Origin of the sequence: Streptomyces europaeiscabiei, assembly GCF_036346855.1 — a bacterium.
In the GTDB taxonomy this organism is placed as follows: Bacteria; Actinomycetota; Actinomycetes; order Streptomycetales; family Streptomycetaceae; genus Streptomyces; species Streptomyces europaeiscabiei.
The window spans coordinates 5,671,205-5,689,924 of the sequence record NZ_CP107841.1 but is presented as its reverse complement, the minus strand read 5'-3'; the positions used below and the strand labels follow the sequence as shown (position 1 = coordinate 5,689,924).

Below are 18,720 nucleotides of genomic sequence, written 5' to 3'. Positions count from 1 at the left end.
GGAGGGCCCACCTTTCCTTGCGCTGAGCGGCCAGCGGTCAGCGGTCGATGCGCCGGAGGTTGCGCTGATAGTGCGCGGCCGCATCGGCGTAGGTGCGTACGGCGTACTCCACCCAGGAGGGGTCGACCTCTGTCTCGCGCAGCCGTACCGGGACGCCGAGGGCCATGGTCCTGGGCGGGATCTCGAAGTCCTCGGGGACGAGTGCGCAGGCGCCGACCAGGGCGCCCTCGCGCACGGTGGCCCGGTTGAGGACGACGGAACCGGAGCCGATGAGGCAGTGACGCTCCACGGTGCAGCCCTCCAGGTGGGCGTTGTGGCCGACCACGCACTCGGGGCCGATCACGGTCGGCCACTGCTCGGTGGTGTGCACCACGGTGCCGTCCTGGATGCTGGTGCGGGCGCCCACCTCGATGCGTCCGCCGAGGTCTCCGCGCAGTACGGCACCGGGCCAGACACTGGCTTCCGCGCCGATCCGCACACTCCCGATCACGACGGCGTCGGGGTGGACGAAGGCACGGGGGTGAATGTCCGGCTCGCAGGGCCCGAGGGCGTAGACCGGCATGTTTGCCACCTCGCTCGTCCTGGTCGGCGGCTCGCCGACCCGACCAACACTCTACTGATAATTCTCGCAGCGGCAAGATATTGTCTCAGGAAAGGGCGGGCTCCGCATTCCGCTACCGGAACGCGCGGATACGCTGTGACGCCGGTGTCTCACGACGGCGTGACGCATCGGAATGTCCGGCAGCGAGGGAAGTGAAGAACCATGGCGGAGGGCGCGGCGCGCGGACCGGCACGGAAGGCACGTGTCAGCAAAGGCACGGCAGCAGGCGCACGGCCGGTGGTCAGCCGGCGCCGCGAGCTCGGCGACGTCAGCGCGCGCTCGCTGCTGATGACCATGCTGGGCGAGTACGTGCTCCCCCATGGCCGCCCGGTGTGGACGTCGGCGCTGGTGGAGGCGCTGGCGACGTTCGGAGTCGAGGAGAAGTCGGCCCGCCAGGCGCTCGCCCGGACCGCGGCGGAGGGCTGGCTGGCCTCGGAGCGGGTGGGCCGCCGGGTGCGCTGGGTCCTCACCCCGCCGGGCCGGCGGATGCTGACCGAGGGCGCACAGCGCATCTACGACTTCGGCAGCGGCGAGCGCACCTGGGACGGCACCTGGCTGATGGTCCTGGTGTCCGTGCCGGAGGCGAAGCGGGACCTGCGGCACCGGGTGCGCACCCGGCTCACCTGGGCCGGCTTCGGCTCCCCGGAACCCGGCGTGTGGATCACGCCCCGCGCCGACCGCGAGACGGAGGCCCTCGGCGTCCTGAAGGAACTCGGGCTCGCCGACGACGCGATGTCCTTCACCGCCGCGTACGGCGCCGTGGGCAGTGAGGCGGCCATGGTGGCCCGCGCCTGGGACCTCAGCGAGGTCGAGGACCGCTACGAAGCCTTCATCGACGAGTTCACCGGGCTGCACCCCGCCGACGGCGACTCCGCCCTGCACGCCCAGACCATGCTGGTGCACGAGTGGCGCCGCTTTCCGTTCCTCGACCCGCGCCTGCCGTCGAAGTTGCTGCCCGCGGGCTGGAGCGGCGCCAAGGCGGCCGAACTCTTTCACGGCAGGCACGCCGAATGGGGCCCGGCGGCGCTGGAGCGGTGGAGGGAGTTGACCGAGGACCACGGCCACGTCTGACACCTACGCACGACGCACGCGCCGCAGAGCATGGAAGCCGGAGATGTGCCGCATCGGCGGCGCACCACTCGGACACATGACCACTGCGGTGGGTTCGCCGGAGTCGTCCCCGGTTTTGGTCGTTCACACCTCAGCCTCGGTCGTTCACGCCTCGTCCCAGTCGTAGAAGCCTCTGCCGGTCTTGCGGCCCAGCTCGCCCGCGGCGACCTTCTCCAGAAGGATCCTCGGCGGTTCGAAGCGCGGGCCGTACGCCTCGGCGAGGTGCCGGGCGATGTCGAGGCGTACGTCGAGGCCGACGAGGTCGGTCAGCCGCAGCGGCCCCATCGGGTGGCGGTAGCCCAGCTCCATCGCACGGTCGATGTCCTCGGGCGAGGCGACGCCGTCCTGGAGCATCCGCATGGCCTCCAGTCCGATCGCCACTCCCAGGCGGCTGGTGGCGAAACCCGGCGCGTCGCGGACGACGATGGTCTCCTTGCCGATCAGCACCGCGGCCTCGTGTGCCCGGTTCAGCGCCGGCTCCGTGGTGCGTCTGCCGCGGACGATCTCGACCAACGGCATCGACCACACCGGATTGAAGAAGTGCAGGCCGAGGAAGTCGCCGGGGCGGCGCAGCGGCTCGGCCAGGTCGTCGATGCTCAGCCCGCTGGTGTTGCTGGCCAGCAGCACCGGCCTTCGTTCCTCGGCTTCGGCGAGGACCCGGCGCTTGAGTTCCGGGCGTTCGGGAACCGCTTCGACCAACAGGTCGGTCTCCTCGGGCAGTTGGCCGATCTGCCGGACGGTATGGATGCGGCCCGGCAGCCCGTCGGCCTCTGCGGCATCGAGCTTGCCGCGCTCCCGCGCCAGGGCGGCCCGGGCCCGGACGGTCTCCAACGCCCGGTCCGCCCTGGCCGGATCGGGCTCCGCCAGCGTGACCTCGCAACCCGCCGCGGCGAAGACATAGGCGATGCCCACTCCCATGGTCCCGGCCCCGATGACCCCGACTCTCTGACACATCATCATTTCCTCACGGAGTTTTGCTTTCGCTGAGTCAGACCCCGAGGTCGGGGAAGACCTTGGCCGCGTTGCCGGACAGCACGGCCCGCACGGTATCTGCCGGGAGGCCCAGCGCGCGCAGCGCGTCGACGTTGCGGGAGGTACCGGGCACGCCCGGCCAGTCGGTGCCGAAGATCCACCGGGTGGCCAGCCTCGGCAGGTCGAACCGGGCGTAGTACTCGGGCAGTTTGCGCGGCGGCAGTCCGGCGAGGTCCAGCCAGACGTTGGGCCTGGCGAGCGCCAGGAACGCCGCGGTGTCGTACCACCAGCCCCGCCCGCCGTGGGCGAAGACGAACTGTACGTCGGGGAAGTCCTCCACGGCGTCGAGAAGGAGCTGTGGATCGCCGAACCGGGCGCGGGCGCCCGGGAAGCTGGAGGTGCCGGAGTGCACGACGACCGGGACGCCCCGCTCGCCGCAGAGCGCGTACAGCGGGTACAGCTCCTTGTCGGCCGGGTCGAATCCGCCGTGCACCGGGTGCAGTTTGACGGCGACCGCGCCCAGGTCCAGCTGGCGTTCGGCCTCCGCCACCACCGGGTGGTGCAGGTGGGGGTTGACGTTCGCCACCAGCCGGAAGCGGACCGGGTTGTACGCGACGATGGACAGCAGGTCCTCGATCGGCTGGATGCCGGTGGCGCGTGGGCTGTATTCGCAGAACAGCAGCGCCCGGTCCACGCCCTGCGTCTCCAGCAAGGCGTCCAGCCGCTCGGGCACGGGGTCGCCCCGCTCGTCGTAGGCGTCGCGCCACGGGTGGTCGCCGCAGAAGGTGTCCGCCCACTCGAACCAGGCCGGTTTGATGGTGGAGAGTCTTGGGGCGTGGACGTGCGCGTCGACCACGGTCTCGCCGTCGATCACGGCGCCTCCTTCGCTCGCGTGCTCAGCCGCGCGGGTCGTACCCGGCGACGAGTTCGGTGTCCGTGCCGGCCGGGCCGTGGCCCGCGGCGCCACCCGGTGCACCGATCGGCGCGTCCCGGCCCGGCAGGGGCTCGGTGAAGAACCGCTTGTTGTCGGCGACGAAGTCCTTCAGCTCCGTGGGCACCCGGCGGTCCTGGGAGATCGCCTGCACGGGGCAGACGGGCTCGCAGTTGCCGCAGTCGATGCACTCCATGGGATTGATGTAGAGCTTGCGGTCGCCTTCGTAGATGCAGTCGACAGGACACTCCTCCATGCAGGAGCGGTCCGTGATGTCGATGCACGCCTCGGCGATGACGTAGGGCATGGGCGTTCGGTCCTCTTCGGTGTTACGCGACGGCCGGGGCCGTCGTCGGGACGTCGGTGGAGTGGCCGGGGAACACCGGCTGTTCGGGGTCGATGTGGTGCGCGGCGTTGTTGACGGCGGTGGCGGCCTCGCCGAAGCCGACCGCGATCAGCCGCACCTTGCCGGGGTAGTCGTTGATGTCGCCCGCCGCGTAGATCCCCGGCACGGAGGTACGCATCGCGGAGTCGACCGGGATGTGCCGCCTGTTCTCGATGTCGATGCCCCAGGTGAGGAGCGGGCCGAGGTTGGCGGTGAAGCCGAGGGCGGCGATGATCCCCTGGCAGGGCAGATGGTGGGTCATCCCGTCGCCGGGAACCCGTCGGGTGATCTCGACCGCCTCGATGCTCCGGCCGTCGCCGATCACGCGGGACAGTTCGGCTTCGGTGATGATCTCCACGCCCGCTGCTCGTACGGCGGCCACGGTGGCCGGGTGCGCGCGGAAGGCGTCGCGGCGGTGGACGAGGGTCACGGAGGCGGCGATCGGGTGCAGGGTGAGGGCCCAGTCGAAGGCGCTGTCGCCGCCGCCGACGATCACGACGTCACGGCCCGCGTAGTCGTCCGGCCGGCGCACGAAGTAGGCCAGCCCGGCCCCTTCGTACGCGGCGGCGGCCGGCAGCGGGCGGGGAGTGAAGGTGCCGATGCCGCCGGTGACAAGCACGGCCCCGGCCCGCACCCGCGCACCCTGGTGCGTGGTCACGACGAAGGTGCCCTCCGCGGTCCGGTCCAGCGTGTCGGCCCGGTGGCCGAGCAGGTGGTGCGGGTCGTAGGGCGCCGCCTGCTCCAGGAGCCTGTCGACGAGTTCCCGTCCCCGTACCGCGGGGAATCCGGCAATGTCGAAGATCTGCTTCTCCGGGTACATGGCGTTGATCTGGCCGCCGGGCTCGGGCAGCGAGTCCACGACGGTGACGGACAGACCGCGGAAGCCGGCGTAGTAGGCGGCGAACAGGCCGGTGGGGCCGGCTCCCACGATGAGCAGATCCGTGTCGTGATCGGTGGGGGGCGGGGACATGTACGTCCTCCTTGTCGCATGGTTCAGCCCCTCCGGGGTTGAGGAGCGAGGTCGAGGAGCGGGGTTGCGGGGGGGGCGCCGGGGTCAAGTGGCCGGATGCACGCGGGGCGGGCGGGCACGGATGCCTGGCACAGGGTTTCCTCGCCCTCGCCGCCCCTACCCGTCCCGTCCCTGGGGGCTGCCGCCCCCAGACCCCCGCTTCCGGCTCCGAAGGGGCCTTGTCCTCGAACGCGGGACCGACGGGCTGAAAGATCCAGCCCTCCGGCGTTCGAGGAGCGGGGGTCCAGGGGGCGGGTTGGGGCGGCGGGGGCGGGTTGGGCGACAGGACGCCGCCACCTCAGCCCGGAGGCACCGGCGCCTCCGCCCAGGAGCCGTCGCGGACCATCGCGCGCAGCACGTTGCGACGGATCTTGCCGGTGGGGGTGCGGGGCAGCTCGGGCAGCCCGATCACGCCGCGCGGGCGTTTGAAGGCGGCCAGGCCCTCGCGGCACCACGCCACGAGCGCCTCGGGATGGACCTCGTGGCCGGGCTTGGGCACCACGCAGGCGACCGGTTTGTCCAGCCCGTCGGCGTCGGGTACGCCGACCACGGCGACCTCGGCCACGTCCGGGTGGGCGAGCAGCCGCTCCTCCACCTCGGCGGGCGAGACCCAGATGCCGCCGGCCTTGAGCAGGTCGTTGGTGCGCCCCATGCAGGTGTAGGTGCCGTCGGTGTTGCGGACGTAGGTGTCGCCGGTGCGTACCCAGTCGCCGAGGAAGACCTGGCGGCTGGTCTCGGCCCGGCACCAGTAGCCGGTGGCGGCGGATTCCCCGCGCACATAGAGCTCGCCGGGCGTGTTGTCGCCCTTGACCACCCGGCCCTCGACGTCACGCAGCTCCACCGCGTACCCGGGCACGGGCTCGCCGGAGGATCCGGGGTGGACCCTGCCCGACCGGTTGGAGATGAAGATGTGCAGCATCTCGGTGGAGCCGATGCCGTCGAGCACCTCCACTCCGAACCGCTGCAGCATCCCGTCGTACATCCGCGCGGGCAGTGCCTCACCGGCGGAGGCGCCCATCCGTACGGTCGTGAAGGCGTCGTCCGGGATGTCGGCGGAAGCGAGGAGCGGCCCGAAGAAGCTGGGGGTGCCGAACAGGACGGTCGCCCGGTCGCCGGCCGCCCGCTTGGCGAACAGCGCGGGGGACGGTCTGGAGGGTTCCAGCAGTGCCGTGCCGCCCGCCGCCAGCGGGAAGAACAGGGAGTTGCCGATGCCGTAGGCGAAGAAGAGCTTGGCCACCGACAGGCAGCGGTCGTCCGGGCCGAGACCCAGCACCCGCTGCCCGTAGTTCTCGGCCGCGAACCTGATGTCGACGTGCCGGTGCATGGCCGCCTTGGGCAGGCCCGTGGTGCCCGAGGTGTAGAGCCACAGGGCGGGCGAGTCCGGCCAGGTCGGGTACGGCCCGTCGTCCGTGCCTGCGCCGCCGTCCAGCAGCTGCTGCCAGGTGTGGCCCTCGACGTGGCCCGGGAGTCCGGTCGTGTCCTGCCCGGTGAGGACGGCGTGCTCTACCTCCGGGGCCTGCTGGAGCGCCGCCCGGACGACCGGCTCGAACTCGGCGGAGCCCAGCACGACCCGGCAGCGCGAGTCGGCCACCAGTTTTCCCAGTTCGGGGCCGGTGAGCATGGTCGAGGCGGGGAGGGCCACGGCGCCGATGTGGAAGGCGGCGAGGATGCCGGTGAAGAGCTCCACGTCGTCGGCCATGCACATCAGAACGCGTTCCTCGGGGCGTACGCCGAGGGCCCGCAGTCCGGCCGCTACCCGGCGCACCTCGGCCGCCAGATGCTCGTAGGTCAGAGTCCGGACTGGGGTGACGAGGGCCGTGCGGGAGCCGTTGCCCTCCCGCACGTGCCGGTCGACCAGGTAGTCCGCCGTGTTGAACGCATCGGTCATGTGACTCACGCACCCTTACACCAGGCGGACGTATTCGTACTCGAACGGTTGGCCGTTGATGCCGTTGACCGGCGGCGCGACCCAGTTCGCGATCCTGCCCCGCTCGTACACCGGCTGCATCAGCGACCGCACGAACGCCAGGTCCTCGACGGTGGGCAGCCAGTGGCGACGGCTCGCCTCCCAGGTCTGCTCGTCGACGATCGTGCCGTCCGGGGTGATGTGGTGACCCGCGGCGATGCCGACACTCCGGTTGAATCCAGGGTGCGGCAGCCTCAGCCGGAAAGCGATCCCGTGGTCCTCCAGGATCCGGTTCCAGCGCTTGAGGCCGTTCTCGCAGTCCGCGATGTACTCGTCGCGCAGATCCAGGTTGAGGGCCAGCAGCGCCGGGACCTCCTCCTGCGACCAGCTGCCGTCGGCCTCCGGCTTGCCCAGGAAGGCGCTGTCGTCGGCGAGGCGGTGGTCGTCCTTGCGGCGCTCCTCCTGCCAGCGGCCCTTGAGCCCGGCGGTGTAGTAGTTCGCCGCGTTGGTGGAGGTCTCGCTGCCGAAGAGGTCCAGGGAGACCGTGTAGTGGAAGTTGATGTACTTCTGGATGATGTCGAGCGGGATGCCGCCGCAGGCCGCGATGTCCAGGGTGTCGTGCTCGCGGATCAGCTGGGCACTGCGGGTCACCACACGGTCGATGCCGGTGGTGCCGACCATCATGTGGTGCGCCTCCTCCTTCAGCATGAAGGTGCAGGTCCGCGACAGCGGGTCGAAGGCGCTCTCCTTGAGCGAGCCGAGCTGGTACTTGCCGTCCCGGTCGGTGAAGTACGTGAACATGTAGAAGGCCAGCCAGTCGGCGGTCTCCTCGTTGAACGCGCCCAGGATGCGTGGCGTGTCGGGACTGCCGGAGTTGCGGAAGAGCAGCGCCTCGGCCTCCTCGCGGCCCTCCCGGCCGAAGTAGGCGTGCAGCAGGTAGACCATGGCCCACAGGTGCCGGCCCTCCTCCACGTTGACCTGGAAGAGGTTGCGCAGGTCGTACAGGCTCGGCGCGGTCAGGCCCAGCAGGCGCTGCTGCTCGACCGAGGCCGGCTCGGTGTCGCCCTGGATGACGATCAGGCGCTGCAGGTCGGCGCGGTACTCGCCGGGCAGCTGCTGCCAGACGGGCTGTCCCTTGTGCTCACCGAAGGCGATACGGCGGTCGGGGGTGGGCTCGGACAGGAAGATGCCCCACCGGTAGTCGGGCACGTTGACGTGGTCGAAGTGGGCCCAACCGTCGCGTCCGACCGACACGGCGGTACGCAGGTAGACGCCCTGGTTCTCCAGCGTCGGGCCCATCTCGCCCCACCAGTTGAGGAACTTGGGCTGCCAGCCCTCCAGGGCCCGCTGGAGGCGGCGGTCGTCGGCGAGGGCGACGTTGTTGGGGATCTTGGAGTCGTAGTCGATGTTCGTGGGCATCGGGTCACACTCGCTTCCGGTCGTAGACCGCCTTCTGACCGGTGCCGTAGCGGCGCAGGGCGCCCTCGGGGCCGGAGGCGTTGGGTCGTATGAAAATCCAGTTCTGCCAGGCGGTGAGCCGGCCGAAGATCTTGGTTTCGATGGTCTCCGGGCCGACGAAGCGGTGGTTCGCCTCCATCCCGGTCAGCGCGTCCGGGCTCAGCGCGGCCCGGCTCTCCAGGACGATGCGGATCTCGTCCTCCCAGTCGATGTCGTCGGGCGCGTCGGTGACGAGGCCGAGTTCGCGGGCCTGGGCGGGGCTCACGGGCTGCCCGCTCTCGCGGCGCAGCCAGTCGATGTGGTCGTCCTCCTGGTAGAAGCGGGACTGGAGGCGGGTGAGGCCGTTACCCATCGGGAAGGCGCCGAAGTTCGCCTCCGAGAGGGTGAGGAGGGCCCGGTCGTCACTGTCGGGGTCCTCGATCGGCGGGCCGTCCAGCATGTACTGCAGGTCGCAGGCGACGGCCAGCTCCAGCAGCAGCCCGGCGAAGCAGCTGCCCGGCTCGATCAGCGCGATCAGGCTGCGGCTGGTGACGTCGAGCCGCTTCAGGGTGCGCTTGTAGTAGTGCGTGATCTCGCCCGCGAGCCAGTCACCGTCGTCGGCGGCGTCCAGTACGGCCCGCTCATGGGCCAGGACGAGCGTGGGGTCGCCCTCCGTGCGCAGCACCCAGGTGCCGAGCTCGGTCTCGTTCGTCCGCAGCAGCAGAATCAGGTCGTCGAGCTCCCGGGTGAGGGCCAGCAGCCAGCCGTCGGCGCCCTGCGCGTGGAGCGCGGCGGCGTCGGCGGGGGCGTCCTCGCCGGGACCCTTGACCGTGATGCTGACCAGGCCGAGGGAGCGGTCGTACTCGGCGCGCACATGGCGGTAGGTGATGCCGTCCTCGGTGACCTCGCGCTCCAACGGGGTCAGGGCGACGCCCCGGGCGTCCGCCGGACGGGAGCTGCTTTCGGCGGCCTCCACCGCGCGCTGCTCGACGATCGTGCGGAAGTCGCGGCGCGGGACGACCTCGTCCACCAGCCGCCAGTCCACCGCCGTCTTGCCGCGTACGCCGTCGCTGCGGGTGGCGAAGAGGTCGGCCAGGTCCTTGCGGACGCGTCGCTTGTCGGTGACCCGGGTCAGGCCGCCGGTGCCGGGGAGGACGCCGAGCAGCGGGACCTCGGGCAGGGCCACCGCCGAGGAGTTGTCGTCGATCAGCAGGATCTTGTCGCAGGCCAGGGCGAGTTCGTAACCGCCGCCCGCGCAGGAGCCGTTGACCGCTGCGATGAAGGTGAGCCCGGAGTGCTCCGAGGCGTCCTCCATGCTGTTGCGGGTCTCGTTGGTGAACTTGCAGAAGTTCACCTTCCACTGGTGCGAGGAGGCGGCCAGCATCCGGATGTTCGCCCCGGCGCAGAAGACCTTCTCCTTGGCGCTGGTCAGCACCACCGAGCGCACCTCGGGGTGCTCGAACCGCAGCCGCTGAAGAGCGTCGTAGAGCTCGATGTCCACGCCGAGGTCGTAGGAGTTGAGCTTCAGCTCGTACCCGGGGACCAGGCCGCCCTGCTCGTCGACGTCCATCTCCAGCCACGCGACCGGCCCGTCCGTGCTGAGTCTCCAGTGCCGGTACGCGTCCGGACTGCGGTCGAAGGACACCACCACCGGGGCCGCGGCCTCCGGTGTGCCCTGCGCGGCTTGGGCCGCGTCCGGGTTGCTTGCCACCACCATGACGAGCGCCTCCTCGCGCTTGGGTACCGATAGGGGAATCTTCTACAAGATAACCTATATACGTCAAGGTTTTGTAGAACGTTGATGTGGGGGATTACCGCCGCTGCGGGTCGTACGCAGCGGCGCAACGGAAGTTGGCGGCGTCGGACGTACTGCCGTGGCCCGTGTAACGGGGAACAGCGGGCCAGCGGCACAGCGGCCGGGTGATGTCCGCGTTGCGGCCCAGGAGGGTCTTCGGAGCATCACCCTGCTCGACCCACTTCACCAGCGCGGCGAGTGGATCGACCGGTGCGGCGCCGGGACCGCCGGCGCAGTGCTCGACGCCCGGAGCCATGAACAGCCGTGCGAACCGCTCGGCGCGGGCCTTTCCGCCCATCTCGGCGGCCACGCGCTGGAAGTAGTCGATCGTGCCCTGCGGGAAGATCAGCTGGTCGGCCCATCCGTGCCACAGGATCAGCTTGCCGCCCCCGTCACGGAATGCTCCGAGATCGGGGTCGTCGGTGCCGATCACGTCGTGGTACTCGGCCCGGGACCGGTCGAACCAGTCGGCAAAGTCGGCCGTGGTGACACTGTGCCAGTCGAAGTCCGGATTCTTGGCCAGCCAGTACGCGAACCAGTCGGTCGTGATCGGGAACGGCGCGGCCTGGCCGGTGGGGGTGCTGCCGGCCAGGCCGGCGAACGAGGTGCCCGGTGTCAGGCCGTACCAGAGGAAGGAGCCGTTCTGGCGGCGCGGACCCTCCCAGATCTTCTTGACCACGGCCGCGTCCTGGGCGGTGATGGTGCCGCAGGACGTCTGCTTACCGATCAGCTTCGACGGGTCGAAGCGGCAGGTCCGGGGGTCGACGATCCCGTCCCTGACACCGTCCTTGCCGTCACAGGCGGCGACAACCGCCTTGTTGACCGCTTCGAAGGTGCAGGAGCTGACGACATGGCCGCTCTCCCGCATCACGACCTGGGGCCACAACTCCGACGGGATGAACCGGTCCCAGTTGATGGCGGGTGCCGCGGAGAGGATGCCGTCGTAGTCCTCGGGGTGGCGCTGAGCCTCCATCAGGCCCTGCCTGCCACCGGTCGAGCAGCCGTTCCAGTAGGAGTGGTGGGGTGCCTTTCCGTAGTAGGCCCCGGTCACCGCCTTGCCCTTCACCGTCATCTCGTGCACCGAGCGGCGGGCGAAGTCGGTGATCAGGTTCTGCTTCATCCCGGTGGGCGACCACGCCCAGGCGCCGGACACGGGGGATCCGGTGTGGCCGGTGTCGGTGGCCGCCGCGGCGTAGCCGGCCTTCGCGGCGTCGTCGGGGGGCGTCAGGACACCGGCGTAACCGCCGCCTCCGACGCCCTGGAACCGTCCGTTCCAACCGTGCGCCGGCAAGGAGACCGCGATGTTGACGCTCTCCGGCACGGTCAGGCGCACGTGACAGATCGCGGGGGTGCCGGGGGCCTCCCCGGCGCTGGTGACGCGGGTGCCGTCGATGAAGGTCAGCTCGGTCAGGCTCGCACAGGATCTGACCGGATCACCGGAGGGCCGGTCACCGGAGGGCAGTGCGGCTCCGTGACTGGCCGGGGACAGGACCGTCAGCCCCATCGTGAGGACCATGCCGCCCAGTACGGCGGGCCGGAAACGGCGGGCGGACCGGTGCGAACCCGCTGGGGGATCGGGGCGTTTCATCGCATCAATTTCCTTGGGCTCGTGAGTGTGGTCGCGGTGGTTGGGCCCCGGACTCCGAGGGTCGCGCACCCGATGTCAGCCCACGCCGAGGAGGCTGTGGGCCCGTTCGCGGTCCTTGCGGAAGTCGGTGGTGGAACTCCGGTGCACGATGCGGCCCTTCTGCATCACGGCCACCTCGTCGGCCAGGCGGAAGGCGAGATGCAGGTCCTGCTCCACCAGTACGGCCGCGATGCCTTCGCCGCGCAGGCCCTCCAGCACGCCGGCGATCAGGTCGACGATGGCGGGCGCCAGACCGTCCGAGGGTTCGTCCAGGAGGAGCAACCGGGGATTGCGCAGCAGCGCCCGGCCGATGGCCAGCATCTGCTGCTCCCCGCCGGAGAGTTGGTCGCCTCGGTTGCCGCGCCGCTCCGCGAGGCGGGGCATCAGCTCGTAGACGCGCTCCTGGGTCCAGGGGCCGCGTTCGCTCCTGACGGCCCTGGCCGCGATGCGCAAATTCTCTTCGACGGTGAGCGGGGCGAACACACGGCGCCCCTGGGGCACGATCGCCACCCTGCTGCGGGCGATCGTGTGCGCGGCCGCTCCGGCGAGTTCGCGACCGTCCACGCGGACGCTCCCGGAGGTCGGCTTGAGCATCCCCATCACCGTATGGACGAAGGTGGACTTGCCGACGCCGTTGCGTCCGAGCAGCGCCACCACGGTGCCGGCGGGGACGGTGAGGTCGACTCCGTCGAGCACGGTGGTGCCCGCGTATCCCGCGCGCAGCCCGCGCACACTGAGCAGGTCGGTCATCATGCTCCTCCGGTCTCCGCGAACAGGTCCTCGCTCCTGGCGGAGCCGAGATAGGCCCGCCGCACCGCCTCGTCGGCCCGGATCTCCTCCGGCCGTCCGGAGGCGAGAACCTTGCCCAGGTGCAGCACGGTGACCCGGTCGGCCAGCCGGAACACCACGTCCAGGTCGTGCTCGACGACGAGGACGGTCAGGTGCTCGGGGAGGCGTTCCATCAGGGCCACGAACCGTTCGGTCTCGGCTGCGGACATCCCCGCCGTGGGCTCGTCGAACATCACCAGAGCGGGTTCCGTGGCGAGTACCATCGCGACCTCCAGCTGCCGTCGCTCGCCGTGCGACAGGGCGGCCACCTTGTCCTGGGCCCGCCCGGCCAGCCCGACCGAGTCGAGGTGGCGGCGCGCCTCGGCCTCGGTGCGCCGAAAGCGCCGGGCCGCCCGGTCGAACCGGTGGGCCACCCCGTGGACCCGTTGTACCGCGAGGGCTACGTTGTCCAGCACCGAGCAGTCGAGGAACAGGCTGGAGTGCTGGAAGGTGCGCACCATGCCGCGCCGGGCCCGCTCCGCCTCCGGCAGTGCCGTGACGTCCTGCCCGGCCAGCATGATGCGGCCGGCGGAGGCCCGGAGTGTCCCGGCCATGGTGGCGAACAGCGTGGACTTGCCGGCGCCGTTGGGTCCGATCAGCGCGTGCCGCTCGCCGCGGGTGATGGTCAGGTCCACCTGGTCGACGGCGGTCAGCGAACCGTAGGAGCGGGTCAGTCCGCGCAGTTCCAGGAGTGTGGTCACGACGGGTTCTCCTTCCGACGACGGGCGCGGCCGAGAGTCCTCAGGCGGGCACCGTCGAAGCCCGCCATGCCGCGCGGCAGCAGGAAGACGACGGCAACGAACACCGCGCCCAGCACCAGCGGGCCATGACCGCCGATCGACGCGGAGAGGTTGTCGCGGACGAGCAGGACGAGCGCCGCGCCGAGACACGGCCCCCACAGGCTGCCCGCGCCGCCTATGACCACGCTGAGCAGCGCCAGCGCGGCGACCTCGAACCCCATGTCCCCGGGCGAGACGAACCGGGCCTGCTGCGCCCAAAGGGCACCGGCCACCCCGGCGACGGCTCCGGCCAGGCAGAAGACGCCGTACCGGGCGAGCGCCGGGCGGTAGCCGAGCGCCCTCATCCGGGCCTCGTTGTCGCGGATGCCCCGCAGCGTCCGGCCGTAGGGCGAACGGACCACCAACGCGACCACCGCGAACACCAGGACGGCCACGGCCAGCGCCCACCAGTACACGAACCCCGCGACCACCAGCGGCGATCCGCCGAACAGGCTGATCGGGGGCATCCCGGCGAGGCCGTTGCTGCCGCCCACCGCCGACCAGGTGTCGGCCACCTGGTGCACCGTCTCCCCGATCGCCAGCGTGAGCATGAGGAACACCAGCCCGCCCGCGCGGACGGCGACCCAGCCGGTGACCGCCGCCGCCAGCAGCCCCATGACCAGGGCCGCCAGCACCTGCACCATCGCGTCCGACGTGACATGGACACCGACCAGTACCGCCGTGTAGGCACCGACACCGAAGTACGCCGCCTGACCCAGCGTCGGCAGGCCCGTGACCCCGGTCAGCAGGTCGACGCCGAGGACCAGCACCGCGAACGCCAGCATCCGGGTCATGGCCGACACCGGATAGGGCGCGAGCACCGCCGGGGCCGCCGCCAGCAGGGCCACCACCACGACGGCGACCACGGCCCTTCGGCGCTCCGGCCCCCTGGCACGGCCACCGATTCCACTTCCGCCACCGCCGAGCGGTTCTCGGACAGGTGTCGTGTCGTGCTGCGGGGACGCGCCGCCCTCCACCGCCTTCACCGCTTTCACGTTCATGCGTGCACCGCCGTCCGTGCCGGGAGCAGACCCGCCGGCCGTACCAGCAGGACCAGGGCCATTGCCGCGAAGACGAGGAACGAGGCGTACTCGGGCAGCAGCGCCGTCCCGAGCGCCTGCACCTGCCCGATCAGTACGGCGCCGAGCAGCGCGCCGCGGACCGAGCCCAGACCGCCGATGACCACCACGACCAGGGCGAGCAGCAGCACCTTCTCGTCCAGGCCGGGCTGGGCCCCCAGGATCGGCCCGGCCAGGACGCCGCCGACGGCGGCCAGCGCCGCGCCTGCCGCGAAGACCCCGACCAGCACCCGGCCCGTGTTGATGCCCAGCGCCGCCACCATCGCGCGGTCGGTGACGGTGGCGCGGATCACCGAGCCCAGCGGGCCGCGCTCCACCAAGAAGTAGACAGCCACCGCCAGCACCACGCCGAACCCGATCACGAGCAACCGGTAGACCGGATACGTCTCGCCGAGCACCGTGACGCCCCCATCGGCCGGCGCGGGCGCGGCGATGGAGTGCACGTCGTTGCCGAAGGCCAGCGACACCGTCTCGGCGACCACGAGGGCCACGCCGAGCGTCAGAAGGGCCTGGTCGAGATGGTGGGAGGTGGCCCGTGTCAGGCCGGCCAGCAGCCCTCCGAGGAGTGCCCCGGCGGCCGCGGCGGCCAGCACGGCCAGGACGAAGGCCGCCAGGCCCGAGCCGTCGGACACGAGCGCCACCGCCACATAGGCGCCGACCAGGTAGACCGCGCCGTGAGCGAGGTTCAGCACGTCCATCATGCCGAACACCAGGGACAGGCCCAGCGCGATCGCGAAGAGCAGGGAGCCCATCGCCAGCCCGTTGAGGACACTCACCAGATACGTCGCCATGTCGGCCGCGCTCAGCCGAGTTCGCCGACGACCGCGTTGACGGCGGCGTCTCCGTCGGCACGGACCTCGCGCAGGTAGTAGGTCTGCTCCGGGTTGTGGTCGGCGCCGAACGTCCACGCGCCCCGGGGGCTGTCGATCGAGCCGACCTTGCCCAGTGCCTTCACCAGGGCGTCACCGCTGTCGCCGCTCGCCTCGGCCAATGCCTTGTCGAGCACGGCGGCGGTGTCGTAACCCTGGACGGCATAGACCGTGGGCGCCTTCCCCGCCTCCGCCCGATACGCGGCCACGAACTCCTTGTTGACCGACGTGTCCAGCTCCGTCGAGTAGTGCAGGGAGGTCTTCACGCCGATCGCGGCCGTGCCCTGCGCGGCGAGCGCCCCGCCCTCGGTGAGGAAGCCGGTGCCGTACAGCGCTGTCTTGCCGGCGAGGCCGAACTGCTTGTACTGCTTGACGAAGTTCACCGCCTCGGCGCCCGCGTAGAAGGAGTAGACGGCGTCGGCGCCGGACTTGCGGATCGCCGAGAGGTAGGGCTGGAAGTCCTGGGTCTTGCCGAAGGGCGTGTACTTCTCGCCCGCGACCTTGCCGCCTGCCGCCTCGAAGGTCTTACGGAACCCCGCGACCATCTCCTTGCCGGCGGCGTAGTCGGCCGCGAGGAGGTAGACGCTGCCCTTGACCTCCTCGGCGACGGCCGGCCCCAGGGCACCGGACACCCCTCCGTTGCTGAAACTCGTCCGCCACACGTACTCGGACTTGCGGGCCCCGGTGATGTCATCGGCTCCGGCGTTGGCGACCAGCAGCGGCTTCTTCGACTCGTCGAAGAAGTCCCGCAGACCGAGCGCGGTGGCCGAGTTGACCACCCCGGCGACCGCGGTGACCTGGTCCTGCGTGACGAGCTTCTGGGCGGCGGGCACGCCGGTCTGCGGGCCTTCACCCTCGTCGGCGGTCACGAGGTCGACCTCGCGTCCGCCGAGCTTGCCGTCGTGCTGGTCGAGGTAGAGGTCGAAGCCCGCCTTCATGTCCTCGCCGAGCGGCGCGTAGACGCCCGACAGAGGAACCAGCAGCCCGATCTTGACTTTGCCGCCGGACCGGTCCCCTTCGGTTCCGCTCCCGGTGGACTCGTCGAGGCTCGACCCGCAGCCCGACAGCACCAGGGCGCCCAGGGCGAGTCCGGCGAAGGTTCTGGACAGAGAGAAAGCAGAGAAAGCAGACACAGCACCCATGGCAGCTCCTGAGGTGGGCCCGGGGCGGAAAGGTTGGGGCAGAATCTACAATTTTTCAGCGCAACGTCAATACTCTGTAATAGATTAGGTTGGCATCGGTATGCCGCGGGCATCAGCGCGGTTCGCCAGCCGGAGCCGTCGCCGGCCCGGACGATCACGAGGAGACGACCGGCCGCCGTGTCCTGCTCCCGGACCGGCCCAGGGTGGTTACGCCCCGCAGGATGCGACCACCGCCAGGTCAGGAGCACCATCGAGCAGCGGCGCGGCGAGGGGCGGCTGCGCGGCGACCCCGTCCCCCCTGATCATGGGCCGGGGACTGCGAAGGGCCCGATCCGCGTTCGGATCGGGCCCTCGCGTCACACCGTCGTGGGGACTTACGACCGTGTCCGCTCCTGTTCGTTGCCGCCGTCACAGATCCACGGGACCAACTGGGTGCCGTTGGGGGTTCCCGCGCCGGCGGAAGTGAGGCAGAGGCCGCCGTTCACGGGGGGGGTGCCTCTATGTCCTTCGTCAAGGCCCGGCTGGTCATGCGGTTGCTGCTTCGGGGAGCCGTGATTCGTAGAAGGTGCCGTCGCGGAGCATGGCGAACAGGACGCTGATGCGCTGCCGGGCGAGGCGGAGGAGGGCCTGGGTGTGGGTCTTTCCGCGGGCCCGGCAGCGGTCGTAGTAGCCGCGGGAGGCGGGGTCGTGCAGGGCGGCGAACGCGGAGAGGAACATCGCGCGTTTGAGCTGCCGGTTGCCGCCTCTGGGCGCGTGTTCGCCGTGGATGGAAGTGCCTGACTGCTTCGTGGTCGGGGCGAGGCCGGCGTAGGAGGCGAGGTGGGCGGCGGTGGGGAAGCTGGTGCCATCGCCGACGGTGACCAGGAGAACCGCGGCGGTCCTGACGCCGACGCCGGGCAGCGACGTCAGGACCTGGGAAAGAGGGTGGGCCCCCAGCAGCTCGTTGATCTGGGCTTCCAGGGCCCGGCGTTGTTCGTGGACGGCCGCGAGCGAGCGGGCCAGGGACGGGATCACGATGTCGAGGGTGCCAGTGCCCGGAACGACGACACTTTGTTCGTCGAGCGCGTCGAAGACGTCGTCGATCAGCCGGGTGGCCATGCGTGGGGCCTTCGGGCGGATCAGTTCGACCAGTCTGCGACGGCCGGCTTTCCGCAGGGCGGCCGGGGATCCGTAACGCTCCAGCAGCCAGGTGACAGCTTGGTGATCGAGGCGGGGACCAAGGACGCGTTCCAGGCTGGGGTGGAACTGGGTGAGCAGGCCGCGTATCCGGTTGGAGGTGCGGGTGGCCTCGGCGGCGAGGTCCTGGTCGAAGCCCACGAGCACGGTGAGCTCGGCGGTTATCTCGTCGGTCAGTTCCAGGGAGCGCAGGGTGTGCGGCATCGTCCGTGCCGCGTCCGCGATCACCGCGGCGTCTCTGGCGTCGGTCTTCGCCTCGCCCGGGTAGAGATCCGCGATCCGCCGCATCGCGAGTCCGGGCAGGTAGGCGACCTGGCAGCCCGCATCGCGGGCGACGGTCAGCGGCAGGGCGCCGATGGAGGCGGGCTGGTCCACGATCACCAGGACGGTGCCGAACTTCGCGGCCAGTTTCTCGAAGACGGCCCGCAGTTTCGGCTCGCTGTTGGGCAGGGGCTTGTCGAAGACCTTCTTCCCGGCCGGGGTCAGCCCGTGGCCGTGATGCGTGCTCTTGCCGACGTCCAGGCCGAGGAAGACCCCCACGCCGCTGATGTCGATCACCGTGCCCCCACTCGCTCGATACCGGTGCTGACCTGGGCGTCGGGGCCGTTCTCGCGCATCCACGTTATGCAGACCTGCCGCCCGCGAACGACCGGGCATTGCGCCCGGCCAAGCGGCGGTCGGACCTCTCATCAGCGTCTCCGACGGCACCCCTCGGGCCCGGGGACACCACCCCCCAGGTCATGCGTTCGACAGGGGGCAAAAGTCATGCCGGGCCCGGAGGCCAGCGGTCCCATTGCGGAACCGCGAAAAACATAACGGGGCGACGGTGCCGTCCGCGTCGACGTTCCACTGCTGCTTGCGGAAGGTGTTGTTCCAGGACTTCCGACCTGGCCCGGAAGCATCCGGCGGATCGACTCCGCCCCACTCCCCTGCCCCGCCTTCCGCGAGACCGTCATCGACATGCTCGAAGGCCGGCTCAGCCCGGAACGGCACAGCGGCAGGACCCCGGCCGGAGCCGAACTCGTTCATCCAGTGGTCGCTGTTCGCCGGGCTGCCTGCCCGGCACACGGGTGA

At 70.7% G+C, this 18,720-nt stretch carries 16 protein-coding genes; 1 reads left to right on the top strand and 15 read right to left on the bottom strand.

Translation table 11 applies throughout. The features are described from left to right. Nucleotides 1–37: 37 nt before the first annotated feature. On the bottom strand, nt 38–562 hold the full coding sequence (locus tag OG858_RS24860; protein WP_086747332.1) for a gamma carbonic anhydrase family protein: 525 nt from the start codon (nt 560–562) through the stop codon (nt 38–40). A gap of 276 nt (nt 563–838) precedes the next feature. On the opposite strand from OG858_RS24860, the gene OG858_RS24855 reads away from it, so the two are divergent. Further along, nucleotides 839–1,672: a PaaX family transcriptional regulator gene (locus OG858_RS24855; RefSeq protein ID WP_319318681.1), complete on the top strand. Its 834-nt coding sequence runs from the start codon at nt 839–841 to the stop codon at nt 1,670–1,672. 144 nt (nt 1,673–1,816) lie between these two features. Here the strand turns inward: OG858_RS24855 and OG858_RS24850 are convergent, their stop codons facing one another. The 14 genes from OG858_RS24850 to OG858_RS24785 all read right to left on the bottom strand — a co-directional run bounded on the left by OG858_RS24850 (nt 1,817) and on the right by OG858_RS24785 (nt 18,204). Beyond that, nucleotides 1,817–2,665, bottom strand: a complete 849-nt coding sequence (locus OG858_RS24850) for a 3-hydroxyacyl-CoA dehydrogenase family protein (RefSeq protein ID WP_086747330.1) — start codon at nt 2,663–2,665, stop codon at nt 1,817–1,819. Nucleotides 2,666–2,699: 34 nt separating this feature from the next. After that, nucleotides 2,700–3,557, bottom strand: coding sequence for an amidohydrolase family protein (locus OG858_RS24845; protein ID WP_086747329.1), 858 nt, complete (start codon nt 3,555–3,557; stop codon nt 2,700–2,702). 22 nt (nt 3,558–3,579) lie between these two features. Then, nucleotides 3,580–3,921 carry a ferredoxin gene (gene fdxA, locus OG858_RS24840; RefSeq protein ID WP_086747328.1) on the bottom strand — a complete coding sequence of 114 codons (342 nt, stop codon included), beginning with the start codon at nt 3,919–3,921 and terminating at the stop codon, nt 3,580–3,582. A 22-nt stretch (nt 3,922–3,943) separates the two neighbouring features. Next, the gene (locus tag OG858_RS24835) at nt 3,944–4,969 is read right to left on the bottom strand and encodes an NAD(P)/FAD-dependent oxidoreductase (protein WP_327744474.1); all 1,026 of its coding nucleotides are present in this window, start codon (nt 4,967–4,969) and stop codon (nt 3,944–3,946) included. Nucleotides 4,970–5,306: 337 nt separating this feature from the next. Continuing rightward, nucleotides 5,307–6,896: a benzoate-CoA ligase family protein gene (locus tag OG858_RS24830; protein ID WP_328544438.1), complete on the bottom strand. Its 1,590-nt coding sequence runs from the start codon at nt 6,894–6,896 to the stop codon at nt 5,307–5,309. 15 nt (nt 6,897–6,911) lie between these two features. Further along, the gene (gene boxB / locus OG858_RS24825) at nt 6,912–8,333 is read right to left on the bottom strand and encodes a benzoyl-CoA 2,3-epoxidase subunit BoxB (protein WP_086748124.1); all 1,422 of its coding nucleotides are present in this window, start codon (nt 8,331–8,333) and stop codon (nt 6,912–6,914) included. A 4-nt stretch (nt 8,334–8,337) separates the two neighbouring features. Next, nucleotides 8,338–10,068, bottom strand: coding sequence for a 2,3-epoxybenzoyl-CoA dihydrolase (gene boxC, locus OG858_RS24820; protein WP_319267638.1), 1,731 nt, complete (start codon nt 10,066–10,068; stop codon nt 8,338–8,340). Between the two features lie 94 nt (nt 10,069–10,162). Further along, nucleotides 10,163–11,734, bottom strand: coding sequence for a tannase/feruloyl esterase family alpha/beta hydrolase (locus OG858_RS24815; RefSeq protein WP_328544439.1), 1,572 nt, complete (start codon nt 11,732–11,734; stop codon nt 10,163–10,165). 75 nt (nt 11,735–11,809) lie between these two features. After that, the gene (locus OG858_RS24810) at nt 11,810–12,514 is read right to left on the bottom strand and encodes an ABC transporter ATP-binding protein (protein WP_408059487.1); all 705 of its coding nucleotides are present in this window, start codon (nt 12,512–12,514) and stop codon (nt 11,810–11,812) included. An 8-nt stretch (nt 12,515–12,522) separates the two neighbouring features. Next, nucleotides 12,523–13,302, bottom strand: a complete 780-nt coding sequence (locus OG858_RS24805; protein WP_086748121.1) for an ABC transporter ATP-binding protein — start codon at nt 13,300–13,302, stop codon at nt 12,523–12,525. After that, nucleotides 13,299–14,381, bottom strand: coding sequence for a branched-chain amino acid ABC transporter permease (locus OG858_RS24800; protein WP_086748120.1), 1,083 nt, complete (start codon nt 14,379–14,381; stop codon nt 13,299–13,301). Before OG858_RS24800 ends, OG858_RS24805 begins: the two co-directional genes overlap by 4 nt. Next, nucleotides 14,378–15,250: a branched-chain amino acid ABC transporter permease gene (locus tag OG858_RS24795; RefSeq protein ID WP_086748119.1), complete on the bottom strand. Its 873-nt coding sequence runs from the start codon at nt 15,248–15,250 to the stop codon at nt 14,378–14,380. The genes OG858_RS24800 and OG858_RS24795 overlap by 4 nt, the downstream gene beginning before the upstream one ends. Before the next feature lie 11 nt (nt 15,251–15,261). Further along, nucleotides 15,262–16,470, bottom strand: a complete 1,209-nt coding sequence (locus OG858_RS24790; RefSeq protein ID WP_086748118.1) for an ABC transporter substrate-binding protein — start codon at nt 16,468–16,470, stop codon at nt 15,262–15,264. Nucleotides 16,471–16,995: 525 nt separating this feature from the next. After that, on the bottom strand, nt 16,996–18,204 hold the full coding sequence (locus OG858_RS24785; protein ID WP_319068843.1) for an IS110 family RNA-guided transposase: 1,209 nt from the start codon (nt 18,202–18,204) through the stop codon (nt 16,996–16,998). Nucleotides 18,205–18,720 lie beyond the last annotated feature (516 nt).

Bases quoted from the DNA above. Each gene is read 5' to 3' on its own strand.
- OG858_RS24860 (WP_086747332.1), bottom strand. From the start codon at position 562: ATGCCGGTCTACGCCCTCGGGCCCTGCGAGCCGGACATTCACCCCCGT.
- OG858_RS24850 (WP_086747330.1), bottom strand. From the start codon at position 2,665: ATGTGTCAGAGAGTCGGGGTCATCGGGGCCGGGACCATGGGAGTGGGC.
- fdxA (WP_086747328.1), bottom strand. From the start codon at position 3,921: ATGCCCTACGTCATCGCCGAGGCGTGCATCGACATCACGGACCGCTCC.
- OG858_RS24835 (WP_327744474.1), bottom strand. From the start codon at position 4,969: ATGTCCCCGCCCCCCACCGATCACGACACGGATCTGCTCATCGTGGGA.
- OG858_RS24830 (WP_328544438.1), bottom strand. From the start codon at position 6,896: ATGACCGATGCGTTCAACACGGCGGACTACCTGGTCGACCGGCACGTG.
- boxB (WP_086748124.1), bottom strand. From the start codon at position 8,333: ATGCCCACGAACATCGACTACGACTCCAAGATCCCCAACAACGTCGCC.
- boxC (WP_319267638.1), bottom strand. From the start codon at position 10,068: ATGGTGGTGGCAAGCAACCCGGACGCGGCCCAAGCCGCGCAGGGCACA.
- OG858_RS24815 (WP_328544439.1), bottom strand. From the start codon at position 11,734: ATGAAACGCCCCGATCCCCCAGCGGGTTCGCACCGGTCCGCCCGCCGT.
- OG858_RS24800 (WP_086748120.1), bottom strand. From the start codon at position 14,381: ATGAACGTGAAAGCGGTGAAGGCGGTGGAGGGCGGCGCGTCCCCGCAG.
- OG858_RS24795 (WP_086748119.1), bottom strand. From the start codon at position 15,250: ATGGCGACGTATCTGGTGAGTGTCCTCAACGGGCTGGCGATGGGCTCC.
- OG858_RS24790 (WP_086748118.1), bottom strand. From the start codon at position 16,470: ATGGGTGCTGTGTCTGCTTTCTCTGCTTTCTCTCTGTCCAGAACCTTC.